This window comes from Oleiagrimonas citrea (genome assembly GCF_012395255.1).
Lineage (GTDB): Bacteria > Pseudomonadota > Gammaproteobacteria > Xanthomonadales > Rhodanobacteraceae > Oleiagrimonas > Oleiagrimonas citrea.
Genome location: NZ_JAAZQD010000001.1, coordinates 561,849 through 583,451, shown reverse-complemented (window position 1 = coordinate 583,451; position 21,603 = coordinate 561,849). Strand labels below are relative to the sequence as shown.

20 protein-coding genes are annotated in these 21,603 nt (G+C 66.1%); 5 read left to right on the top strand and 15 right to left on the bottom strand.

From position 1 onward, the window contains the following. Positions 1 to 318 precede the first annotated feature (318 nt). The 8 genes from HF690_RS02535 to HF690_RS02500 all read right to left on the bottom strand — a co-directional run bounded on the left by HF690_RS02535 (position 319) and on the right by HF690_RS02500 (position 9,785). Positions 319 to 783: a YaiI/YqxD family protein gene (locus HF690_RS02535; protein ID WP_113065176.1), complete on the bottom strand. Its 465-nt coding sequence runs from the start codon at positions 781 to 783 to the stop codon at positions 319 to 321. Positions 784 to 788: 5 nt separating this feature from the next. Beyond that, positions 789 to 1,520, bottom strand: coding sequence for a UDP-2,3-diacylglucosamine diphosphatase (locus HF690_RS02530; protein WP_168608327.1), 732 nt, complete (start codon positions 1,518 to 1,520; stop codon positions 789 to 791). Then, a complete protein-coding gene (locus HF690_RS02525) occupies positions 1,517 to 2,239 on the bottom strand; it encodes a peptidylprolyl isomerase (RefSeq protein ID WP_113065379.1) in 723 nt (240 codons plus the stop codon). Before HF690_RS02525 ends, HF690_RS02530 begins: the two co-directional genes overlap by 4 nt. Before the next feature lie 84 nt (positions 2,240 to 2,323). Beyond that, on the bottom strand, positions 2,324 to 3,844 hold the full coding sequence (locus tag HF690_RS02520) for a Ppx/GppA phosphatase family protein (RefSeq protein WP_168608326.1): 1,521 nt from the start codon (positions 3,842 to 3,844) through the stop codon (positions 2,324 to 2,326). A 66-nt stretch (positions 3,845 to 3,910) separates the two neighbouring features. Next, positions 3,911 to 6,034, bottom strand: coding sequence for a polyphosphate kinase 1 (gene ppk1, locus HF690_RS02515; RefSeq protein WP_113065173.1), 2,124 nt, complete (start codon positions 6,032 to 6,034; stop codon positions 3,911 to 3,913). Between the two features lie 38 nt (positions 6,035 to 6,072). Then, positions 6,073 to 7,338 carry a phosphate regulon sensor histidine kinase PhoR gene (gene phoR / locus HF690_RS02510; protein ID WP_425495892.1) on the bottom strand — a complete coding sequence of 422 codons (1,266 nt, stop codon included), beginning with the start codon at positions 7,336 to 7,338 and terminating at the stop codon, positions 6,073 to 6,075. 1 nt (position 7,339) lies between these two features. Beyond that, positions 7,340 to 8,029 (bottom strand): phosphate regulon transcriptional regulator PhoB, encoded by a 690-nt coding sequence (gene phoB / locus HF690_RS02505; protein WP_168608325.1) that lies wholly within the window; start codon positions 8,027 to 8,029, stop codon positions 7,340 to 7,342. 76 nt (positions 8,030 to 8,105) lie between these two features. Continuing rightward, a complete protein-coding gene (locus HF690_RS02500) occupies positions 8,106 to 9,785 on the bottom strand; it encodes a beta-barrel assembly-enhancing protease (RefSeq protein ID WP_168608324.1) in 1,680 nt (559 codons plus the stop codon). A 189-nt stretch (positions 9,786 to 9,974) separates the two neighbouring features. Here HF690_RS02500 and grxC point away from each other — a divergent pair, with 189 nt between their 5' ends. The 3 genes from grxC to HF690_RS02485 all read left to right on the top strand — a co-directional run bounded on the left by grxC (position 9,975) and on the right by HF690_RS02485 (position 11,746). Further along, positions 9,975 to 10,238 carry a glutaredoxin 3 gene (gene grxC / locus HF690_RS02495; protein ID WP_113065170.1) on the top strand — a complete coding sequence of 88 codons (264 nt, stop codon included), beginning with the start codon at positions 9,975 to 9,977 and terminating at the stop codon, positions 10,236 to 10,238. Further along, on the top strand, positions 10,235 to 10,591 hold the full coding sequence (locus tag HF690_RS02490) for a carboxymuconolactone decarboxylase family protein (RefSeq protein WP_168608323.1): 357 nt from the start codon (positions 10,235 to 10,237) through the stop codon (positions 10,589 to 10,591). The genes grxC and HF690_RS02490 overlap by 4 nt, the downstream gene beginning before the upstream one ends. Before the next feature lie 144 nt (positions 10,592 to 10,735). Continuing rightward, on the top strand, positions 10,736 to 11,746 hold the full coding sequence (locus HF690_RS02485; RefSeq protein ID WP_168608322.1) for an isocitrate dehydrogenase: 1,011 nt from the start codon (positions 10,736 to 10,738) through the stop codon (positions 11,744 to 11,746). A gap of 304 nt (positions 11,747 to 12,050) precedes the next feature. On the opposite strand, the gene HF690_RS02480 is transcribed toward HF690_RS02485, so the two are convergent. Next, positions 12,051 to 12,506, bottom strand: a complete 456-nt coding sequence (locus HF690_RS02480) for a carboxymuconolactone decarboxylase family protein (protein ID WP_168608321.1) — start codon at positions 12,504 to 12,506, stop codon at positions 12,051 to 12,053. A gap of 38 nt (positions 12,507 to 12,544) precedes the next feature. Continuing rightward, positions 12,545 to 13,450 (bottom strand): RNA polymerase sigma factor SigJ, encoded by a 906-nt coding sequence (gene sigJ, locus HF690_RS02475; RefSeq protein WP_168608320.1) that lies wholly within the window; start codon positions 13,448 to 13,450, stop codon positions 12,545 to 12,547. A 346-nt stretch (positions 13,451 to 13,796) separates the two neighbouring features. On the opposite strand from sigJ, the gene ubiM reads away from it, so the two are divergent. Then, positions 13,797 to 15,050 carry a 5-demethoxyubiquinol-8 5-hydroxylase UbiM gene (ubiM, locus tag HF690_RS02470; protein WP_168608319.1) on the top strand — a complete coding sequence of 418 codons (1,254 nt, stop codon included), beginning with the start codon at positions 13,797 to 13,799 and terminating at the stop codon, positions 15,048 to 15,050. A 588-nt stretch (positions 15,051 to 15,638) separates the two neighbouring features. After that, entirely contained in the window at positions 15,639 to 16,856 is a 1,218-nt protein-coding gene (locus tag HF690_RS02465) for a beta-1,3-glucanase family protein (protein ID WP_168608318.1), read from the top strand. A gap of 91 nt (positions 16,857 to 16,947) precedes the next feature. Here HF690_RS02465 and HF690_RS02460 read toward each other — a convergent pair whose 3' ends face one another. The 5 genes from HF690_RS02460 to HF690_RS02440 form a co-directional block, all read right to left on the bottom strand. Next, the gene (locus HF690_RS02460) at positions 16,948 to 17,841 is read right to left on the bottom strand and encodes an SPFH domain-containing protein (protein WP_168608317.1); all 894 of its coding nucleotides are present in this window, start codon (positions 17,839 to 17,841) and stop codon (positions 16,948 to 16,950) included. Positions 17,842 to 18,040: 199 nt separating this feature from the next. After that, positions 18,041 to 18,517, bottom strand: coding sequence for a VOC family protein (locus tag HF690_RS02455; protein WP_240151531.1), 477 nt, complete (start codon positions 18,515 to 18,517; stop codon positions 18,041 to 18,043). Between the two features lie 3 nt (positions 18,518 to 18,520). Next, positions 18,521 to 18,952 (bottom strand): GNAT family N-acetyltransferase, encoded by a 432-nt coding sequence (locus HF690_RS02450; protein WP_338042865.1) that lies wholly within the window; start codon positions 18,950 to 18,952, stop codon positions 18,521 to 18,523. 53 nt (positions 18,953 to 19,005) lie between these two features. Next, a complete protein-coding gene (locus HF690_RS02445; protein ID WP_168608316.1) occupies positions 19,006 to 19,938 on the bottom strand; it encodes an aspartyl/asparaginyl beta-hydroxylase domain-containing protein in 933 nt (310 codons plus the stop codon). Between the two features lie 263 nt (positions 19,939 to 20,201). Next, a complete protein-coding gene (locus HF690_RS02440) occupies positions 20,202 to 21,581 on the bottom strand; it encodes a PhoH family protein (RefSeq protein ID WP_168608315.1) in 1,380 nt (459 codons plus the stop codon). Positions 21,582 to 21,603 lie beyond the last annotated feature (22 nt).

Here is a 21,603-nt window from a genome sequence, read left to right as displayed (position 1 = left end):
CCCTGGTTCGCTTGGGAGGGTTTTGCTTTTTTCGTAAAGACGGTGTCAGGGACCATTTCTTGCGATGGCGCGCAGGTGTTCGAGGGAGCGAAGTCGGTGGATTTAGCGATTAGGCGTCGACGCGCGGGTCGGTGGCGGCCATGGCGGTGTCGTGGCGTGGTGGAGTGTCCAGCCTGCTAGGGCGGCGAGAATCCGGCAAGCGGGCGCCTTGTCGGGTGGCGCTGTCCGCCTTGCGGCTGTGAATATCGGGCAAGCGGGTTCATGGTCAGGCGGGCGGCGTCCGTCTTGCGGCGACGCGCTGCGGGCGAGGCAGACGTGTCAGTCGCGGCGAGGCGCCGGCCGGGCTTGCGCCAGCAGTTGATCGAGCTGGTTGGCGAAGGCCTGGCGGTCGCGGGTGCCGAGGGCGGACTGGCCGCCGGTGTCGATGCCGCTGGCGCGCAGGGTGTCCATGAAGTCGCGCATGTTCAGGCGTTCGCGGATGTTTTCCGCGGTATAGCGTTCGCCGCGCGGGTTCAGGGCCACGGCGTCCTTGGCGACGACTTCAGCGGCCAACGGGATGTCGGCGGTCACCACCAGGTCGCCGGCGGCCACGCGGCGCACGATTTCGTTGTCGGCGACGTCGAAGCCCGGTTCGACCTGGATCGCGCGGATGTTGCGCGCGGGCGGCACCTTCAGCCAGCGGTTGGCGACCAGCGTCAGTTCGACGCCTGTGCGTTCGGCGGCGCGGAAGAGAATGTCGCGGATGACGACGGGGCAGGCGTCGGCGTCGACCCAGATGCGCATCGCGATCAGTCGGAGACGGGCAGGCTGCGCAGGTCGATGCCGTCCGCGTCGACCCGCAGCACGGAACCCTGCTCGTACCAGTCGCCGAGCACGATGCGCTGCGCGTGGCGGTCGTCGAGTTCGAGGTCGTGCACAGCCGGGCGGTGCGTGTGCCCGTGAATGAGCTGGATCACGCCGGCGTCGCGCATGGCGGCTTCGACGGCGCCCTGGTTGACGTCCATGATGGTCTCGCCGGTGCTGCCGGTGTGCGCCTGGCTTTCGGCGCGCGACTTGGCCGCCAGCGCGCGGCGCGCTTCCAGCGGCGTGGCCAGCACCTGCGCTTTCCACTCCGGCGTGCGTACGTTGGCGCGCACCTGCTGGTAGACGGTGTCGTCGGTGCACAGCAGATCGCCGTGCATCAGCAGCGTCGGTGTGCCGTACAGGTCGTGCACGGTGGGATCGTCCAGCAGGGTCAGGCCGGCGCGTTCGGCGAAGGTCTCGCCGAGCAGGAAGTCGCGGTTGCCGTGCATGAAATACACCGGCACGCCCGCTTCCCGCACGGCGCGGGTGGCGCGGGCGATGCGCGCGGGCAGTTCGGCGTCGTCGTCGTCGCCGACCCAGGCCTCGACGAGGTCGCCCAGGATGTACAGCGCGTCGGCGCCGCGCACTTCGTCGCTGGCAAGGTACTGCTCGAACAGCGCGGTGATGTGCGGCCGGCTGTCGTCGAGATGCAGGTCGGAAATGAACAGGGTGCTCATGCGGATGTCTTCTTCGCCGTGGCTTTGTCGGCCTTGGGCGCGTTCGCGGCCGAGGCGGCCTTGGCCGGTGTCGCTGCGCTGGCGTTGCTGGCGGGCTGGTCCTCGCCGATCACCTTCGCGCTCTCGATGATGACCAGCGGCTTGGGCACGTCGCCGGCGAACGGGCCCTGCGGATGCGTGGGCAGCTTGGCGATCTTGTCGACCACGTCCATGCCCTGGATGACCTTGCCGAACACGGTGTAGCCCCAGGTCAGGCCGCTCTGGTCGCTGGTGTAGTCCAGACGGCGGTTGTCGACCAGGTTGATGAAGAACTGTGCGGTGCCCGAGTTCGGGTCCGCGCCGCGCGCCACGGCGATGGTGCCGCGCAGATTGGACAGGCCGTTGTCCGCCTCGGCCTGCACCGGTGCACGGGTGCGCTTGGGCGTCAGTTCGCGCGTGTACAGGCCGCCCTGGATCAGGTAGCCGTCGATGACGCGGTGGAACACCGTGCCGTCGTAGAAACCGTCACGCACGTACTGCAGAAAGTTGGCCACGCTCTTGGGCGATTTGTGCGGGAACAGCTCCAGGGTGATGTCGCCCATGCTGGTGTGGATCCGCACTTCGGGATTCGGCGCCGGGGTCCCGGCGGCCGAGGACGACGCCGGTGCGGGGTTGTCCTGTTGTGCGCAGAGCGCCGGCGACAGCAGCAGAAAGGCGAGGGCGATCAGGATTCTTTGCATGGCGTGGAATCGTTCGGTCGGATGCAGCGGAGCGGTCATGATACCCGCCGTGCGCGGTGTGCGCGTGGTCGGCGCGGCAGACGTTCAGGCGCGGTCGGCATGGATGTCCAGGCGGAGGCCCAGTTCGGCCATGTACGAGGCTTCGCGCTCCAGATCGGTGGCGGTCAGCGGATGTCGTTGCAGCCAGGCGCGAGGCAGATGCAGGTCGATGCGATCGTTTTCGGCGTGCAGGCGCAGGGGCGGCAGCTTCTGTTCGCGGCGCGCGCGGCGCAGCAGCACGGCGAGGCGCAGTAGGGCGGCGATGCGTCGGGCCAGTGTGCGGTAGCGCACGGGCAAGGCGTCGAACAAGGCGACGTCCGGTTTGCGGCGATGGCCCTGCACGATGGCGGCCAGCAGTTCCTGTTCCTGGCGCGAGAAACCGGCCAGGTCGGCGTGGCGAAGAATGTATCCGGCGTGGACGTGATGCTGGCTGTGCGCGATCGACAGGCCGATCTCGTGCACGCGCGCCGCCCAGCTCAGCCACTCGCGCTCGCCGGGGTGGAAGTCCCAGCCGGCGGCGGCTTGTTCGAACAGCTGCAGCGCGGTGTCCTCGACGCGCTCGGCCTGGGCAGTGTCGACGGCGTAGCGCGCGGCCAGCGAGCGGATGCTGGCGATGCGCGGGTCGCGGTCGCTGCTGCGGCCGACCAGATCCCACAGCACGCCTTCGCGCATGGCGATCTCGCAGACCTGCAGGCGGCGGATGCTCAACGCGCGGAAAGCGGCTTCGAGAATGGCCACGCCGCCGGCGATGATTGGCGCGCGCTCGGCGCTGAGACCGGGCAGGTCGATGGCGTCGATTCGACCCGCTTCCAGCAGGCGATCACGCAGAACTGCCAGGTGTTCGATGCGCACGCCGTCGTCGGACAGCTTCATGTTCTGCACGATGGTGCCAATGGCCTTTGCGGTGCCGGACGAGCCGATGGTCTCGTTCCAGCCCAGTTCGCGGTAGTCGGCGGCAAACTGCTGGAGCTGCAAGCCAATCTCGTCCTGCGCGCGCTGCCAGCGTGCGGCGGTCAATGCGCCGTCGGGGAAGAAGCGCAGCGTCGAGGCCACGCAGCCGACCTGGATGCTTTCGGTCTGCAGCGGTTCGAGGCCGCGGCCGATGATGAATTCGGTGCTGCCGCCGCCGATGTCGATCACCAGCCGGCGCTGCTTCGAGCGCGGCAGGCCGTGGCTGACGCCGAGGAAGATCAGACGGCCTTCCTCGCGGCCGGAGACGACTTCCACCGGCTGGCCGAGTGCCTGTTCGGCCTGCTCGAGAAAGCCTTCGGGGTCGGCCAGCTGGCGCACGGCATTGGTGGCGATGGCGCGGACGTGCGCGCCGGGAATGCTGGCGATGCGCTGGCCGAAGCGTGCCAGACAGTCCTGCGCGCGCTGCAGGTAGTCGGGGTCAAGCGCGCCGTCGCTGCGCACGCCGGCAGCCAGCCGCACGCTGTCGCGCACGCGATCGATGATGCGCGGCGTGCCCTTGTCATAGCGCGCCACGACCAGATGGAAGCTGTTCGATCCGAGGTCAGCGGCGGCCAGCAGGTCGCCGTCGTGGAGGCTGTCGCCGGTTTCGCTCACGAGCCGTTCCTTGCGTTCACCGCTGGGATGATGACACGGCGGCGGTCGAAGCTGCAGATCCGGCAGTCAGAGCAGGGGCGCCAGCAGCGCCTTCTGCGCGCTGTGCGGCGGCGCATCGCCGGGTTCGGTGCGCGTGTAGCGGCCGTCCGAGTTGAGCAGCCACGCCTGGGTGTTGTCCTGCAGATAGTTGACCAGCGCTTCGTCGTAGACGCGCTGCGCCAGCTCCGGGTCGAGGATCGGGAAGGCGACCTCGATGCGATGGCGCAGGTTGCGTTCCATCCAGTCGGCGCTGGAGCAGTACAGCTCCGGTTCGCCGCCGTTGCCGAACCAGTACACGCGGCTGTGTTCGAGGAAGCGGCCGACGATGGAACGCACGCGGATGGTCTCGGAGATGCCGGGCAGTCCCGGGCGCAGCGTGCAGGCGCCGCGCACGATCAGGTCGATCTCGACGCCGGCGCACGACGCCTTGTACAGCGCCTCGACCACGCTGGGCTCGTTGATGGCGTTCATGCGCGCGATGATGCGCGCGGGCTTGCCGGCGTGGGCATGCGCGATCTCGCGGTCGATGCGTTCGAGCAGGCCCTGGTGCAGGCTGAAGGGCGATTGCAGCAGGCGCTTGAGCCGGGCCATCTGTCCCAAGCCCGACAGCTGCTGGAAGATGTTGTGCATGTCCTCGCCGATCTCGGGATGCGCGGTGATCAGCGACAGGTCCGTGTACACGCGCGAGGTGCCGGTGTGGTAGTTGCCGGTGCTCAGGTGCGCGTAGCGGCGCAGGCGGCCTTCCTCGCGGCGCACGATCAGCAGCATCTTGGCGTGGGTCTTGTGGCCGACCACGCCGTACACGACCTGCACGCCGGCTTCCTGCAGGCGTGTGGCCAGTTCGATGTTGGCCGCTTCGTCGAAACGTGCGCGCAACTCGACCACGACGGTGACGTCCTTGCCGTTGCGCGCGGCCTGCACCAGTAGGTCGATCAGCGGCGACTCGATGCCGACGCGGTACAGGGTCTGCTTGATCGCCAGCACCTGCGGGTCCTGCGCGGCCTGGCGCAGCAGTTCGACCACGGTCTGGAAGGCGTCGTAGGGCTGGTGCAGCAGGATGTCACGATGCGCCACGGCCTCGAACAGGCTGGTGTGCTGGGCCAGGGCCGGCGCCAGGCGCGGGGTGAACGGCGCGAACTTCAGGTCCGGCCGCTCGATCATGTCGTAGATGGCGATGACGCGGTTCAGGTTGACCGGGCCGTCGCAGCGGTAGACGTCGTGTTCGCCGAGGCCGAAGTTGGCGGTCAGCAGGTCGGTGATCGGCTTCGGGCAGTCGCTGGCGATTTCCAGTCGCACCGGCATGGCGTAGCCGCGTCCGGCCAGTTCCTCGGACAGCGCGGAGGCCAGGTTCTCGACCTCGTCCTCGTCGACGATCAGCTCGCTGTTGCGGGTGACGCGGAACTGGTACGAACCCTTGACCTCGAAGCCGGGGAACATGTCATCGGCGAAGTGGTGCAGCAGGCCGGACAGGAACACGAAATCGTGCGGTCCGCCGGCGACTTCGTCCGGCAGGCGGATGATGCGCGGCAGCGAACGCGGCGCGCGTACCAGCGCCATGTGACCCTCGCGACCGAAGGCGTCGCGGCCTTCCAGCGTCACGGCCAGGTTCAGGCTCTTGTTGAGGATGCGCGGGAACGGGTGCGCCGGGTCCAGACCCAGCGGCGACAGCACCGGCAGGATCTCGTTCTGGAAGTAGCCCTTCAGCCAGCGCTGCTGCTTGTCGCTCCAGTCGCGCCGGCTGACGAAGCGAATGCCCTCGGCCTCCAGCGCCGGGAGCAGTTCCTCGTGCCAGACCACGTACTGCTCGGCGGTCAGCTCCAGCGCGCGTTCGCGGATCTGGTCCAGCACCTCGCGCGCGGCCATGCGGTCGGGGCCGGGGATGGCGTCGCCGAACGCGTAGTGATGACGCAGCGCGGCCACGCGCACCTCGAAGAATTCGTCGAGGTTGGTGTTGGTGATGCACAGAAAGCGCAGGCGTTCGAGCAGCGGCACGTCCGGGTCGCGCGCCTGCGCCAGCACGCGGAAATTGAATTCCAGCGCGGCCAGTTCGCGGTTGATGTACAGCTCCGGCTGCAGCAGATCGGGCGCGGGCTTGGAGTGGGCGTGTTCGGGCGAGGCGTTCACGGCGGAATCCTGGCGGCTCGGGTCCATGATAGACCCGGGATGATGACGAGGGGATGGCGCGCCGTTCAGGCGTCCATGCGCACCGGTTTGAGCAGGCGCATGGAACCGAACAGGCAGCTGAAGCGCGAACCCTGGCCCGGCTCGCTCTCGATGTGCAATTGTGCCTGATGGCGGTTCAGCACGTGCTTGACGATGGACAGGCCCAGGCCGGTGCCGCCGGTGTCGCGCGAGCGGCTGGACGAGACGCGGTAGAAGCGTTCGGTCAGGCGCGCCAGGTGATTGGCGGGAATGCCGTAGCCGGTGTCTTCGACGGTGAAGCGCGCGCCGTCCTCGGTGCGTTCCCAGATCAGCGTGATGCGGCCCTGCGTGGGCGTGTAGCGCACGGCGTTGGAGACCAGGTTGGAGAACGCGCTGTGCAGCTCGCGCACCGAACCGTACAGGTCGGTCTCGGTGCGTTCCTGCAGTTCGATGTGGTGGCGGCCGTGGCTCAGCGCGAGGGCCTCCTTGCGCAGCGTGGCCAGCAGCGGACGCATGGCGACGTGTTCTTCCTGCAGCGGCTGGTGCGTTTCCAGGCGCGACAGCATCAGCAGGTCCTCGACGATCTGGCCCATGCGTTCGGACTGCACGCGCATCTCGGCGATCACCGGTGCCAGTTCCGGCTGTTCGCCGGGGTCGAGCAGTTCGAGGTAGCCGTGGATCACGGTCAGTGGCGTGCGCAGTTCGTGCGAGACGTTGGCGACGAAGTCCTGGCGGACCTGCTCCAGACGCATCAGGTCGCTGATGTCGCGGCCGAGCATGAGCCGCTGGTGCTGACCGAACGGCATCATCACCATGCCCAGGCGCAGCGCCGGGCGGTTGGGCGCGGGCACGTCGTTGAGCGGTTCCCTGGCGCCGCTCTCCAGCCACGGCCCCAGCGTGCTTTCGCGCAGGCGTTCGATCAGCGGCACGCCGCGGTCTTGCGGGCGGCGCAAGCCGAGCAGATCCTCGCTGGCGTGATTGAACCAGCGGATGCGGCCCTCGCCATCGAGCAGCACCGCGGCGTCGGGCAGGGCAGCGGCGGCGCTGCGCAGATCGCGCAGCTGCAACGACAGGCGCCGCGAACGCATGCGCAGGCGCTCATAGCGGGCGTCGGGGATGAAGCGGTTGTTCTCGACGGTGACGGCCAGCCGGTACACGCGCACCAGAAGCACGATGATCGCGATCAGCGCCGCCAGCGTCAGGCACAGCAGCGTCTGACCGATCGCCGCGCCGAGCAGGCCGGCCAGCAGCAGGCCGCCGCCGATGGCGATCACGGTCGTGGTGAACCCCGGTGCGGACACGGTGCGCTTCACGTCACACGTTGCCGGAGAAACGGTAGCCGGCGCCGCGCACGGTCTGCACCAGGCCGTCCAGCTGCCACGGCTCCAGCGCCTTGCGCAGGCGGCGGATATGCACGTCCACGGTGCGTTCCTCCACGTAGACGCTGCCGCCCCAGACGTGGTCCAGCAGTTGCGAACGGGAGTAGACGCGCTCGGGGTGGGTCATGAAGAAGTACAGCAGGCGGTACTCGGTCGGGCCGATGCGGACCGGTTCCTCGCCGGCGAACACGCGGTGCGCCGGACCGTCCAGACGCAGGCCGCCGATCTCGATCATGCCGGCCTCGTCGTCGCCGTGGCTGCGGCGCAGCACGGCCTTGATGCGGGCGATCAGTTCGCGGGTCGAGAACGGTTTGACCACGTAGTCGTCGACGCCGGCCTCCAGACCGCTGACGCGGTCCATCTCCTCGCCGCGCGCGGTGAGCATGATGATCGGCACCTCGCGGGTCAGTTCTTCGCGTCGCAGTCGACGGGCGAATTCCAGGCCGCTGGTGCCGGGGAGCATCCAGTCCAGCAGGATCAGGTCCGGCACCGTGTCGGCGATGGCCAGGTGAGCGGCCTGCGCGTCTTCGGCGTGAATCGGTTCCATGTCCGCCTTGCGGACAGCGAATGCCACCATCTCGCGGATGGAGGCTTCATCTTCGACGATCAGGATGCGCTTGTGCACGCCTCGTTCCCTGCCTTGTTGGGCTGTGACACGATTATTGCAGCGTCCCAGTGTTACCGGGCGATGACAACCCGGTTCATCCGCATGTCAGACTGAAACATAACTGCGATGCGGAGCCTTCCTTGCTGCGATCCGGCAGCGAATTACTGTCATCGTCGCGGTCGGGAGTGTCGACCTTGCGTTTGCGCAGTTCCAGCAGAAGGGGCGTCAACTGGGCGATGTGCGCGTTGATGCGTGCGCGCTGGTAGTAGTCCAGGTTCGGGCGATCGAGCAGGCGGCGGAATTGCTGCATGGCGTCGAAGGGGCGCCCGGACAGGTAGCTGGCGTAGGCGAAGGCTTCGCCGGCGCGGACCGGCATGCCGGCTTTCTCGCTGGCGCGCGCGTAGCTGGTGAACAGGTCCGGGTCCTCGCTGTCGTCCAGCATCGGACGCAGCATGTCCTCGGCCTTGCGCGCCTGCTTCTGCGTGCCAGCCTGGGTCAGCGCGTGGGCATAGGCCATGGCGATGGCGTGGTCGTCCGGCGCGTTCGCGGACAGGGCCGCGTAGAGATCGAACGCGGCGGCGTGCTCGCCGTTCTGGAATTCCGCCTGGGCCAGTGCCAGGCGCAGCGTGGTGTTGCCCGGATGCTGTTTCAGCAGCGGCTGCAGCTGGCGGATGGCCTTCGCCGGCTGGCCGGTCTGGATCAGGGTCAGCGCGTAGCCATAGCGGTTGGAGGGCGTGTCGAAGCCCGGACGCGAGAAATTGCCGGCGTAGTAGTCCAGCAGCTTGTTGGGGTCGCCGCTGAGCACACGGACACGCTCGCGCATGAGCTTGAACAATGACAGTCCCGCGACGCCTTTGTGACCGTTCGATGTCGGCCGGGCGGTCAGCGTGCTCGGGTCCTTCACGAACGGCAACGGCACGGTGCTGTTCTCCAGCGCGGCGCGGTTCAGCGTGGGATGCGGCTGTTCCTTCATCTGCTGTTCGAGCGTACGTGCGCGGGCGCGGGCATCACTGATGCGCGAGGCGGTCACCGGATGGGTCTGCAGCAGTTCGGGCACGGAGACCCCGCCGCTGCCGGGACGCAGCGTGTCCTCCATGCGCTGGAAGAAGTCGGCCATGGCCTCCGGGTCGTAGCCGGCGCGCGCCAGGGTCTGGATGCCGACGCGGTCGGCCTCGGCCTCGTCGGAGCGGGTGAAGTTGATCTGCCGCTGCGCGATCAGGCCCTGACCGCCGGCCAGAACGGCCATGCCGGCATCGCCACTGTTGTGGCCGGAGGCGCCGGCGGCGATGGCGCCGAGCAGCACCAGCGCCATCAGCGGCGCATCCTTCTTCGAGGCCTCGAAGGCGCGTTCCAGATGATGCTGCGAGATGTGGCCGATCTCGTGCGCCATCACGCCGGCCAGTTCGCTCTCGTCCTGGGCGATGGTAATCAGACCAGCGTTCACACCAATGTAGCCGCCGGGCGCGGCGAAGGCGTTGATTTCCTTGTCGCGGACCACGAAGAACGTGAACTTCTGCTTCGGATCGTCGCTGGCGGCGACCAGGCGGTAGCCGACACTGTTGAGGTATTCGTTGGCCTGCGGGTCGTCCAGCACCATGTGCAGCGCGCGCATCTGATGCAGCATCGCGGAGCCGTACTGCGAGGCCTCCTGCGGCGAGATCAGCGCACCGGCGGAGCTGCCCAGATCCGGCAGACGCACGTCGCGATTCTGCGCCCCGGCGGCGAAGCTGAGGCTGGCGATGAACAGGGCGAGCAGCGGAGAGCGTAGGGACATGTACGGTCGCGAAGGTCGTGAACGGGCCGGGCGTGCCGCGAACGGCGCGGGTTGTCCTGATGTTCGACCACGATACCCCACGCCCGGTTCACCGGCCAGCAGGAGCCGTGTTGCCGGTTCACCCTTGTTAATCGGCCACGATATCCGCATCTTGTGTGCTTTCGAGTCCGAACCGAGGAACTTTGCGAGATGCCTGACATCCAGATGTACACCACGGCCGTGTGCCCGTACTGCGTCGCGGCCAAGAACCTGTTGAAGTCCAAGGGGCTGGAATGGCAGGAAATCCGCATTGATACCGATCCCGCGCGTCTGAGCGAGATGCTGGAACGCAGTTCCGGCCGCCGCACCGTGCCGCAGATTTTCGTCAACGGCGCACACGTGGGCGGTTTCGATGATCTCGCCGCCGCTGATCGCAGTGGCAAGCTGGCGACCCTGCTGGAACCGGATGCATGAGCGGCAAGAACGACGAATTCGCGGATTTTCGCGAACGCATGAATCAGCGCATCCTGGAGCAGGACAACCAGGTTGTGAAGCGCTTCTTCTCGCTGGATTCGCAGACTTACCGCGACGGCGCGCTGAACGTGAAGACCAAGGAAATGCTCGGCCTGGTCGCCTCGATGGTGCTGCGTTGCGACGATTGCATCCGCTATCACGTCAACCAGGCGCATGCGGCCGGCGTCACCCGCGACGAGTTCTTCGAAGTGTTCCAGGTCGGCCTGGTGGTGGGCGGATCGATCGTGATTCCGCACCTGCGGCGGGCCGTGGATGCGCTGGACGAACTGGAGCAGGGCGGCGCCGAATCCTGAATGTCGGCGCGCGTTCACGCAAGCACGCTATAATGGGCGGCTGATGCCGCGCGCAGCAGGCAACTCCCCCGCCTGCCGCACTCCGTTACGCGCGGTCCCATGTCGCAACCACGCGCGTGACGGCGCGTCGTCAAGGAGTTTCCCATGAGCAAGACCATTGCCGTGATTCGAGGGGACGGTATCGGCCCCGAAATCATGAACGCCACCCTGCGCGTCCTCGACGCCCTGGACTGCGATCTGAACTACGAGTTCGTCGAGGCCGGCATGGAGGCGCTGGACAAGCACGGGGAACTGCTGCCGACCGCCACGCTGGACACCATCGCCAAGCACAGCATCGCGCTGAAGAGCCCGCTGACCACGCCGGTCGGCGGCGGCTTCTCGTCGATCAACGTGCAGCTGCGCCGTCATTTCGACCTGTACGCCAACGTGCGACCGGCGATCAGCTTCCCGGGCACCAAGGCGCGCTTCGAGAACATCGACATCATCACGGTGCGCGAGAACACTGAAGGTGCCTACCTGGCCGAGGGTCAGACCCTGTCCGAGGACGGCGAGACCGCTTCCTCGATGATCCGCACCACGCGCCGCGGCTGCAATCGCATCGTGCGCTACGCCTTCGAGATGGCGCGCAGCAAGGGCCGCAAGAAGGTCACGGCGGTGCACAAGGCGAACATCATGAAGACCACGTCGGGCCTGTTCCTGAACGTGGCGCGCGAGATCGCCAAGGAATATCCGGACATCGAGTTCAACGAGCTGATCGTCGACAACACCTGCATGCAGCTGGTGATGCGCCCGGAGCAGTTCGACGTGATCGTCACCACCAACCTGTTCGGCGACATCATCTCCGACCTGTGCGCAGGTCTGGTCGGCGGCCTGGGTCTGGCCCCGGGTTCCAACATCGGCGCCGAGGCGGCGATCTTCGAGGCCGTGCACGGCTCCGCGCCGGACATCGCCGGCAAGGGCGTGGCCAACCCCTGCGCGCTGCTGCTGGCGGCGGCCGACATGCTTGACCATCTGGGCATGGCCGAGAAGGGCACCAAGATCCGCACCGCCATCCGCGAGACTCTGGCCGCGGGCGACCGTACCACGCCGGATCTCGGCGGCACCGGCACCACGGACAGCTTCGCCGACGCCCTGGTCGAGCGCGTTACGGCCTGAAGCCGACGCGCTGCGTGAACATGAAAAGGCCGCGGTTCGTTACCGCGGCCTTTTTCGTGCCTGCTCTCCGACTGTTTCGAAAAACCCACTCTTGCATGTCATCCCGGCGAAAGCCGGGACCCAGTGACTATTGCGCGAGGCGGCAAGGCGCTGGATTCCTGCTTGCACAGGAATGACGACCGTAGGAAGTGCCCGTGGTGCGACCGTAGGAAGTGCCCGTGGTGCGACCGCAGGAAGTGCCTCTGGTACGCGACCGTAGCAAGCGTCCGTGGCACGGATGCTCCCCGTCAATCAGCCGGGGGCGTCAGGCGAACATCCCCGGGCGGTAGTCGCCGCCGCGCGTGGCGGCCGCGATATTGACCCGGTTCCAGCTGTTGATGAGCGTGATCAGCAGCGTCAGATCAACCAGTTCACTCTCGTCAAAGTGTGCGCGCACGGTTTCGTACAGCGCATCGGGCACCGCATCGTGACCCAGTTGCGTCAGCGCCTCGCACCAGGTCAGCGCCGCACGCTCGCGCGGGCTGTACAGGTCCGTGTCGCGCCAGGCGGGAAGCAGGTGCAGACGCTGTTCGGTCTCGCCGGCGTTGCGCGCGTCCTGGGTATGCATGTCCAGGCAGAACGCGCAGCCGTTGATCTGCGAGGCGCGGGCGAGGACGAGTTCGGTGAGCGGCGCTTCCAGTGTGCCGGTGCGGATGTTTCGGCCCAGCGTGAGCAGGGGCGCGAGTGCGTCGAGATGATCGCGGATGGCGAAACGGGACATGGGGACTCCTTGCAGGATGGGCGGACGCGACGGACCGTTCAGTGCAAGGACGCCGCCGCCGTCGGTTTCGTGACTGCCCGCAGGCGCGCCAGCTTGTCGGGATGGCGCAGGGCGTGGATCGCGCCGATGTGCTCGCCGTCGGTCTCGACGTCGATCCAGGTGGCCGTGACCAGCTGTCCGTCGATCCAGGTCAGCAGGGCGGGCAGGCCGTTGAGCGTGGCGAGTTCGTAGCACGGGCGCTGTGCGCCGACGTTGCGTGCGATCTGCCGGTACAGCCGCGCCAGACGATCCGCGCCGCACAGTGGTCGCCGCGTGGCGCTGGCGCGTCCGCCGCCGTCGGCGATGTGCACGGCGTCTTCGGCGAATAGTGCGCGCAGCGTGTCCAGATCGGGCTGTTCCAGCGCCGCCACGAAACGTTGCAGCAGACGCCGCTGTGTATCCGCATCGACCTGGAAGCGCGGACGTCCCTCGCGCAGCCGCGTCCGCGCGCGGTGCACGCGCTGACGGCAGGCGGCCTCACCGATCCCCAGCATGGCGGCGGTCTCGGCATGGCTGTAGTCGAACACCTCGCGCAGCAGAAACGCCGCGCGCTCCTCCGGCGCCAGACGTTCGAGCAGCAGCAGGAACGACAGCGTCAGCGTCTCGTCGCGCTCGATGCGCTCGTCCGGCGATCCCGTGTCCATCCTCGCCGGCTCGGGCAGCCAGGGTCCGGTGTAGCGCTCGCGCTCCGTCCGCGCGCGCCGCAGCCGATCCAGCGCCAGCCGCGTGGTCACTGTGACCAGCCATGCCTCGGCATCGTCCAGCGCCGACACCTTCTGCGCATGCCAGCGCAGCCAGGCTTCATGCAGCACGTCCTCCGCATCGACCGGCGTGCCGAGCATGCGATACGCCAGCCCGAACAGGCGCGGGCGGAATTGCTGGAATTGGGCGGTCTTCGGGTCCATGGGCGATTCTCGGTGCGAACATACCGCAAGGACGTGCGAGTCGGTGGGGTTGTGACCGGAGCTGGGTGGCTCGCTCTTGGCGACATAGTGGGCGAAGGGGCAGGCTTCGCTGATTGCCAGTGATTGGTGAAGTTCAAAAATTTGTCCGGGAACGACCCTTTGCGGGCGTTGGGAAAGTGAACCTGGAACCGTTTTGTAACCGTTTTGCCACCTACACCGGCACGGAACTGGCCACCCTTTAAAAAAATTCACGAACACGGCCTAGCCTGGTATTTGACTCAGGTCAGGCCGCCACACGGCGATGCTGCCTAGACTCTACCTCCTGAGCTCATTCGAGGGTTTGTCCATGCATTACGACGTTGCCATCATTGGTGCCGGTCCGGTCGGTCTTTGCCTGGCCCGCGCATTGGCCGATCAGTCACTGTCGGTCGCATTGATCGAGCGTCAGCCGGCCAAAGCGCTGGCCGAGCCGGCCTTCGATGGCCGCGAGATCGCCCTCACTCAGGCCTCCATGCAGCAGCTGCGCACCTTGGGCGTCGCGGCGCACATCGCCGCTGAAGATGTCTCGCCACTGCAACGTGCGCGCATCATGAACGGCGCCGCAGAACAGGGCCTGTTCGTCGATGCGCAGATGGCACGCCGCCAACAACTGGGACATCTGGTGCCCAACCAGGCGATTCGTCGCGCCGCGTGGGCCGCCGCACAAGATCACCCCGATATCCGGCTGCATGACGGCGTCGAGGTCACCGGCACCGGCGCCGATCACGAACGCGGCACGGTGCAACTGGGCAACGGCCAGCGCGTGCATGCAGACCTGGTGATCGCCGCCGACAGCCGCTTCTCCGAAACCCGTCGTGCGCGCGGCATCGGCGCGCACATGCAGGACTTTGGCAAGACCATGCTGGTCTGCCGCATGCAGCACGAAGGCGAGCACGCGCATACGGCGTGGGAGTGGTTCGACCACGGCCAGACCCTGGCCCTGCTGCCACTGGCCGAGCATCACGCCTCCATCGTCCTGACGGTGCCCGACACCGAGGTGCAGGCCCTGCTGGACATGGACGAAGCCGACTTCAACGCCGATATGCGGCGGCGTTTTGCCGACCGGCTGGGCGACATGAGGCTGGAAAGTACTCGTCATGCCTATCCGCTGGTGGGCACCTATGCACACCGCTTCATCGGACAGCGGTTGGCATTGGCCGGTGATGCCGCCGTGGGCATGCATCCGGTCACCGCGCATGGCTTCAATTTCGGCCTGGCCAGCGTGCGCCGTCTCGGCGACAGTCTGCGCCAGGCACTGGCGCACGGTACCGGTCTGGCCGATCCCACGCTGCTGGCGCGCTACCAGCATCGTCACCGCCTGGGCACCTGGCCGCTGTACCAGATAACCCGTGGCATTGTCGGTCTTTACACCGATGAACGCGCCCCGGCACGGGCCATGCGTGAAGGCTTGCTGCGCCTGAGTCAACGCGTGACGCCCTTCCGCAGTGCGCTGGCGCACCTGCTGGTCGATGATGGCGAGCGCGGTCTGCTACGCCGGACTGGCGACAAAGCGCGCACAAAGCTCGGCACCTTGCTCCCGCATCCGCGTGTGATCGACTAAAGCTCGGCACCTTGCTCCCGCGTCCGCGTGTGATCGACTAGGGCCTGTCATCAAATCCCGAGCCGGCCTTCGTCGAGCACGATCACACGCCGCGTCGAGCGCACCTGTTCGATAATGAAGGCATCGTTGAGCGGCCCCAGTCAGCGCAGATCGACCACGCGCACTTTCCAGCCATGCTCGGCCTCGATACGCCGCGTGCAGGCCCATCGGCACGCCCGTTGTCAAAGGTCAGGATAAGCAGATCATCGCCCCCGCCATAGACGCGTCCCTGGCCAAGAGGCAAAACGGTTCCAGGTTCACTTGCGACCGTTCGAATCCTGTTCGGTCAGCAGATCTACAGTCGGAGCGAGAATGCTCGGGGCAGAGCAGGCGACCGCTTCGGGCCCATACGGTTGCATGCTCCGCAACAGACCGTAGCTTGGTCCAGCGTCACCACAGCTGATGAAGCGCAATGCGGTGACGCATTGCGCATGACGCATGACGCATAATTCAAGCGTTCGAAAGATCGGAGCCGGTCGGTAGCCCGATCAACCACCGTCGCGGCACATCCGCCGCGGATCGGTTTCTCAATCAACTAGGAGTGCACGGATGTACACCATTGAATTCAGCAACAAGAACACCGGCATCGCGGAACCCTGGGTGACCTTCATCCAGGCGACGAAGGTGGTGGGCAAATCCACCGAGTTGGTCGCTCCGAAGCTCGAAGCCACGGCCGTCATCGGCGGCAAGACGACGGCGCTGGTCAACGGCAAGTCCTACAGCCTGTCCGAGATCGGCAACACGCTGCAGATGGGGCCGGAAAACTGGCAAGGTCACGTATACCTGAGCGATGCGGCGCTCACACCTCCTACTTCCGGCAGCTTTCCGGTGGACATGGCCTACACGGACACCAGTGACCACGTCCGCTATCAGTATCTGGAGTTCGCGGGCTCGACTTCCACGGCCAGCGCGGACATTACCTACATCAACTGGTATTCCATCCCGCTGGAAATGCAGAGCACTACGCAGCAGGCCTCGAAGACGCGCGGCGCGCCGCGGTCCGGCGCCAGCCTGTCCGGTCTGCCGGCCACGCTGGCCGCGCTCAGCGGCGGGAATGCGGCCTCGGTGGTGAAAAACGCCGAAGGTCAGATCGTGCGCGTCATCAGCCCCAACGCGGGCAATCCGAATTGGCTGCCGCTGTATCCCAGCTTCAGGGATTATCTGAAGAGCGTGTTCATCGACTCGACCCAGCAGATTCCCATCAACAATGCCTACAGCGGCGTCGGCAAATCAACTTCACCGGACCTCAAGCCGCAGACGTTCCAGACGACCTCGGTCACCTATGCCGGTCAGACGCTCGAGATCAAGGGCACCACCAGCCTACTGGGCGACTTCACCATGCGCTCCGAAATGATCTGGCAGACGTTCAATTCGGTGATCTACCTGGCGGTGATGAACTACAGCTGGTCCTACGCCGGAAATGGGGGATCGATTCCCGGTGCGTCGGATGCCAACGGCAATACCGGCGACAACAACGTGTTCTCGGCGGTGTCGCGCGATCTGATGGCGGGTTTCGCCTATGGTTTCGTGGGCAGCGAGAAGTACGGCGCGAAGGATAGCTCGACCTGGATGCAGGCATCCGCCACGGACGTGTTCAGCAACATCCAGCCGAACCAGCCGTTCTACAACCCCTGGGCCAATGCCTTCGTTGCGAACTTCTCGGATGTCTACACCTTCCCGTTCAACGATTTCCTCAGCGGCTACGCGCCGGAGATCAATGTGGACAGTGGTGACACGTTGACGGTGACGCTTCTGGGCACAGACTGAACGCGCACGGGCATCTGAATCGAATAACCGTGTCTGAACGCCGAGGCGTGACGGCCGCTTTCGGAGCCGCCGTCACGCCCTCGGGCGATGGCTACTTCTTGCCCAGGTCGATCATCGGCAGCGTGCCCTTGCCGCCGACTACCTGCGGCATGACACCGTTCCAGTGCTTGATGCCGTAGTAGCGCACGTACTGCGGGTTGGCGCGCAGGGCGTCGCCGACGGTCTTGATGGCCTTGGCCTGGGCGTCGGCTTCGAGGATGGTCGATTGTGCCTCGCCCTTGGCCTGGGCGATGCGTGCCTGCGCTTCAGCCGTGGCCGTGACAGTCTTCTGCTGGCCTTCGTATTTCTTCTGCAAGACCGTGTTCTGCGCGCGCACGGCGTCGGCCTTGGCCTTCACCGCGGCCTCGACCGAGGCGACGAACACCTGCGAATACTTGATGCCGGTCAGCTGTACGTCGATGACCTGAATGCCGAACAGCCGACGCAGGGCTTCGGAGATCTCCGACTTCATCTTGGCACTGATCTTGGCGCGTTCGTCGGAGATGTTCAGCGTGTTGTACTGCGCGAACGCTGCCAGTGCCCGGTCACGCACGACCGGAAGAATGGTGTCGTCGATATCCACGTTGCCGGACCGACCCACGTGGTACAGCAGGTTGAGCACCGACGCGCTGGGGATCTCGTAGATCACGCTGATGCTCAGTTCGACCGACTGGTTGTCGTTGGTGTAGACCGACAGATTGTTGAGCGTGTACACGCTGCGTGAGGTCTGCAGGCGGTCGACGTCCTCCAGGAACGGCACCTTGAAGTGCAGGCCGGTATCCAGCGGCTCCTTGGTGATGACCGTGCCGCCAAGCCAGCGCACGCCGGCTTCATCGCTGGGTTTGACCACGAAGAAACTGTTGTAGAGCAGGACGACGGCGATCAGTGCGATCACGAGCTTGCCGACCGGCAATTTGTTGCCGATCCGGCTGAGTGGTTGAGACATGTGCAATGGACTCCTTTCTTGGGTCTTCAGGACGAAGACCCGCCCCCTTGAGACCAGCGCTGCGCCGGTCTCAGCCGGAAACCATATCAGGCGGTGGGAAAAACTGTATCCGCGGCTTCATTCGATGATGGCTGCCGTACGGTTTCCGGTACGTTCGTCGTAGCCGCTTGCTCAAAAAGAGCGAGAGCGAGCACGCCAATCACCGCGCGAAAATCTGGCGACGGTCGGCAAATGCCTTGAACTCCAGCGCATTGCCGCACGGGTCGAGCAGGAACATCGTGGCCTGTTCGCCGGGCAGGCCGCGGAAGCGGATGTGCGGTTCGATCACGAAGTGTGTGCCGGCGGCGCGCAGGCGGTCGGCCAGCGTTTCCCATGTGCTCATGTCCAGTACGACGCCGAAGTGCGGCACCGGGACGTCGTCGCCGTCCACGGCGTTGCGGTACGGCGTCGCCTGCTGCGGGGCGAGGTGCGCGACGATCTGGTGGCCGAAGAAATCGAAGTCGACCCAGTGGTCGGCGCTGCGGCCTTCGGGGCAGCCCAGCAGTTCGCCGTAGAACGCGCGGGCCTGTGCCAGCGAGGTCACGGGGAAGGCGAGATGGAACGGCGGCCGTTCCGCGCGCATGGCGTCGTCGTCGGATATTCCGCGGGGTGCGGGCGCGGTGCGTTCTTCAGTCATGCGTCACGCAAGGGACTTGGTCATGAAGATGCGGCTGGTGCCGGGTGGATCGCAGGGAATCTCTCCGAAGGCTTCCCAGCCGTGACGGCGGTAGAAGTCGGGGGCCTGGAAGCTGATGGTGTACAGCACGGCGGCCTTGCAGCCGCGGCGTCTGGCTTCCTCTTCGGCCATGCGCAGCATGCGGCTGCCCAGGCCCGAGCCGCGTAGAGAGGCGGGCAGGTGGAACAGGTCCACGAACAGCAGGCCGAGCGAGGTTCTTCCGCTCACGCCGCCGAGCACTTCGCCGGTGTCCGGGTCCTTGGCCAGCACGGCCAGGGGCTTGCGGTCCTCGATGTCGGTGGCGTCGATGTTGAACTGATCCAGGTGATCGGAAATCAGTGCGACATCGGTCGCGGCGGGCGCGTCGGTGAGGACCAGTTCGGGCGTGTCGGTCACGGGGTCACATCCTTGTCGATTCGTGGGGCGGTCTGTCCGCACGGAGAGGAGGCTCAGTCGGCGAACGGCCAGGGCGCGAGGAAGATCAGCCACAGCACGATCAGGATCAGCGCGTACTTGGTCAGCCGGAAGGCGCGCGGCCAGCGCTTCTTCAGCGACTTGCTGCGCTGCCCGACGCTGTGGTTGAAGGCGTACAGGCGATTGATGATGCCGGTGCTGTCGCTTTCCTCGTTGGGCGAGGCGGTGATGCGGCCCATGAAGGCGCTGACGCGACGGTTGATGGCGGCCATCACACGGGTGCGCAACGGGCGGACCACGTCGCAGAACAGGATCACACGGGTCTGATCGGTCTTGTTCTCGGCCCAGTGCACGTAGGTCTCGTCGAAGACTACGTCCTCGCCGTCGCGCCAGGCGTGGATCTGACCGTCGACGAAGATACGGCAGTCGTCGGAGTTGGGCGTGATCAGGCCCAGGTGATAGCGCAGCGAGCCGGCGAACGGGTCGCGATGCGGGTTGAGTTTGCTGCCCGGCGGCAGTAACGCGAACATCGCCGCCTTGACGTTGGGCAGGCGGTTGAGCAGTTCGACGGTCTGCGGACACAGCGCCTCGGCCGACGGCAGGGCCTCGCCGTACCACTTCAGGTAGAACCGTTTCCATCCCTGTTTGAAGAACGAGTTGAAGCTGGCGTCGTTCTTCTTCTCGGCGGCGCGGATGAAGCCCTGGTCGAACAGGTGCGCGGCCTCTTCGCGGATGGTGCGCCAGTTGTTCTTCAGCAGGTCCAGCTGCGGGAAGCCGGCGCGGTCGAGGATCGGCGTGGCCGGGACGGCGGAGAAGGCGTACATCAGCAGGTTGTACGGCGCGAAGACCGCCGAGTGATCGACCAGTTGGCGGTCGAAGCGCAGCTTCGCGCGGCCGCGCAGGTGCACGATCAGCACGCACAGCACGAAGACGGCGAGAATCAGGAAGATGATGAGACGCGGGGTCACGGGCGAGGCCTGAATTCTTGGGTATCCGCGTCCATTTTACGCACGCTGTTGGTGTGCGGATACGGGCTGCGACAGTGTGGGCGGTTCGAAGCCGTCGAGCACGCTGGCCGGGTATCGGTTGTTCACGATCGTCATTCCCGCGGAGGCGGGAACCCAGTGGCTTGCATGGAGGCGCTGGGTCCCGGCTTTCGCCGGGATGACGACCCTGAAATTTGTCGTGTTCGAGTTCGGCCTGGCCGTGCGGGTTTGTGCGTTCCTTTTTATCAGAGCGTCTCGGCCGCGAAGTCCGCCAGTCGCGAGCGTTCGCCGCGACGCAGCGTGACGTGCGCCGAATGCGGCCAGTCCTTGAAGCGGTCGACGGCGTAGGTCAGGCCCGAGGTGGTCTCGGTCAGGTACGGTGTGTCGATCTGCTCGACGTTGCCCAGGCAGACGATCTTGGTGCCGGGGCCGGCGCGCGTGATCAGCGTCTTCATCTGCTTTGAGGTCAGGTTCTGCGCCTCGTCGATGATGAGGTAGCGGTTGAGGAAGGTGCGTCCGCGCATGAAGTTCAGCGAGCGGATCTTGATGCGCGAGGCGAGCAGGTCGTTGGTCGCCGCGCGGCCCCAACTGCCGCCTTCCTCGCCGTCGGTGAGCACTTCGAGGTTGTCGGTCAGCGCGCCCATCCACGGCGTCATCTTCTCTTCCTCGGTGCCGGGCAGGAAGCCGATGTCCTCGCCGACCGAGACCGTGGCGCGGGTCATGATGATTTCGCGGTAGCGCTGCTGGTCCATCACCTGCGCCAGACCCGCGGCGAGGGTGATGAGGGTCTTGCCGGTGCCGGCATTGCCGAGCAGGGTGACGAAATCGATCTCCGGGTCCATCAGCACATTCAGCGCGAAGTTCTGTTCGCGGTTGCGCGCGGCGATGCCCCAGACGCTGTGGCTGGCGTGCGTGTGGTCGTTCATCAGCACCATGCGCACCTTGTCGTCGGCGATCTCGAACACGCGCATCTCGACGCTGTTTTCGCCGGGCAGGTACAGGCACTGGTTGGGGTGCCAGCGTTCGTCTTCGGCGGGCGCGACCTCGTACCAGGTCTGCCCCTTCTCGGTCCACGAGCGCAATTCGGGATGGCGGTCCCAGAAGTCCTCGGGCAGTTCGGTGGAACCGGTGTAGAGCAGGGCGAAATCGTCCAGTGCGCGGTCGTTCTCGTAGTCCTCCGCGTGGATGCCGGCGATGGTCGCCTTGATGCGCAGATTGATGTCCTTGGTGACCAGCGCGACGGATGCGTCCGGGTGCTGCTCGCGGACTTCCTCCACGGCGGAGAGGATCTGGTTGTCCGCCTTGCCGTGGGTGCGTTCGGAGCGATGCTGGAAGTACAGGCGGCCGACCTTGTTGTCGCGACGCAGGTTCAGGCCCTCGGGACTGCTCAGCTCCAGGCCGCCGGCGATGCCGCTGCCGTTGCCGCGTTCGATCAGTTCGTTGAGGAAACGGCTGGCCTGACGCGCGTTGCGGGCCACTTCCGAGCCGCCTTTCTTCTTCTCGTCCAGCTCCTCCAGGACGGTCATGGGAATGAACACGTCGTGTTCCTCGAAGCGGAACAGGGCGGTCGGGTCATGCAGCAGCACGTTGGTGTCCAGGGCGTAGATGCGCTTGCCTCGGGTCATGCGCGGACCTCGCTTTGGTCGG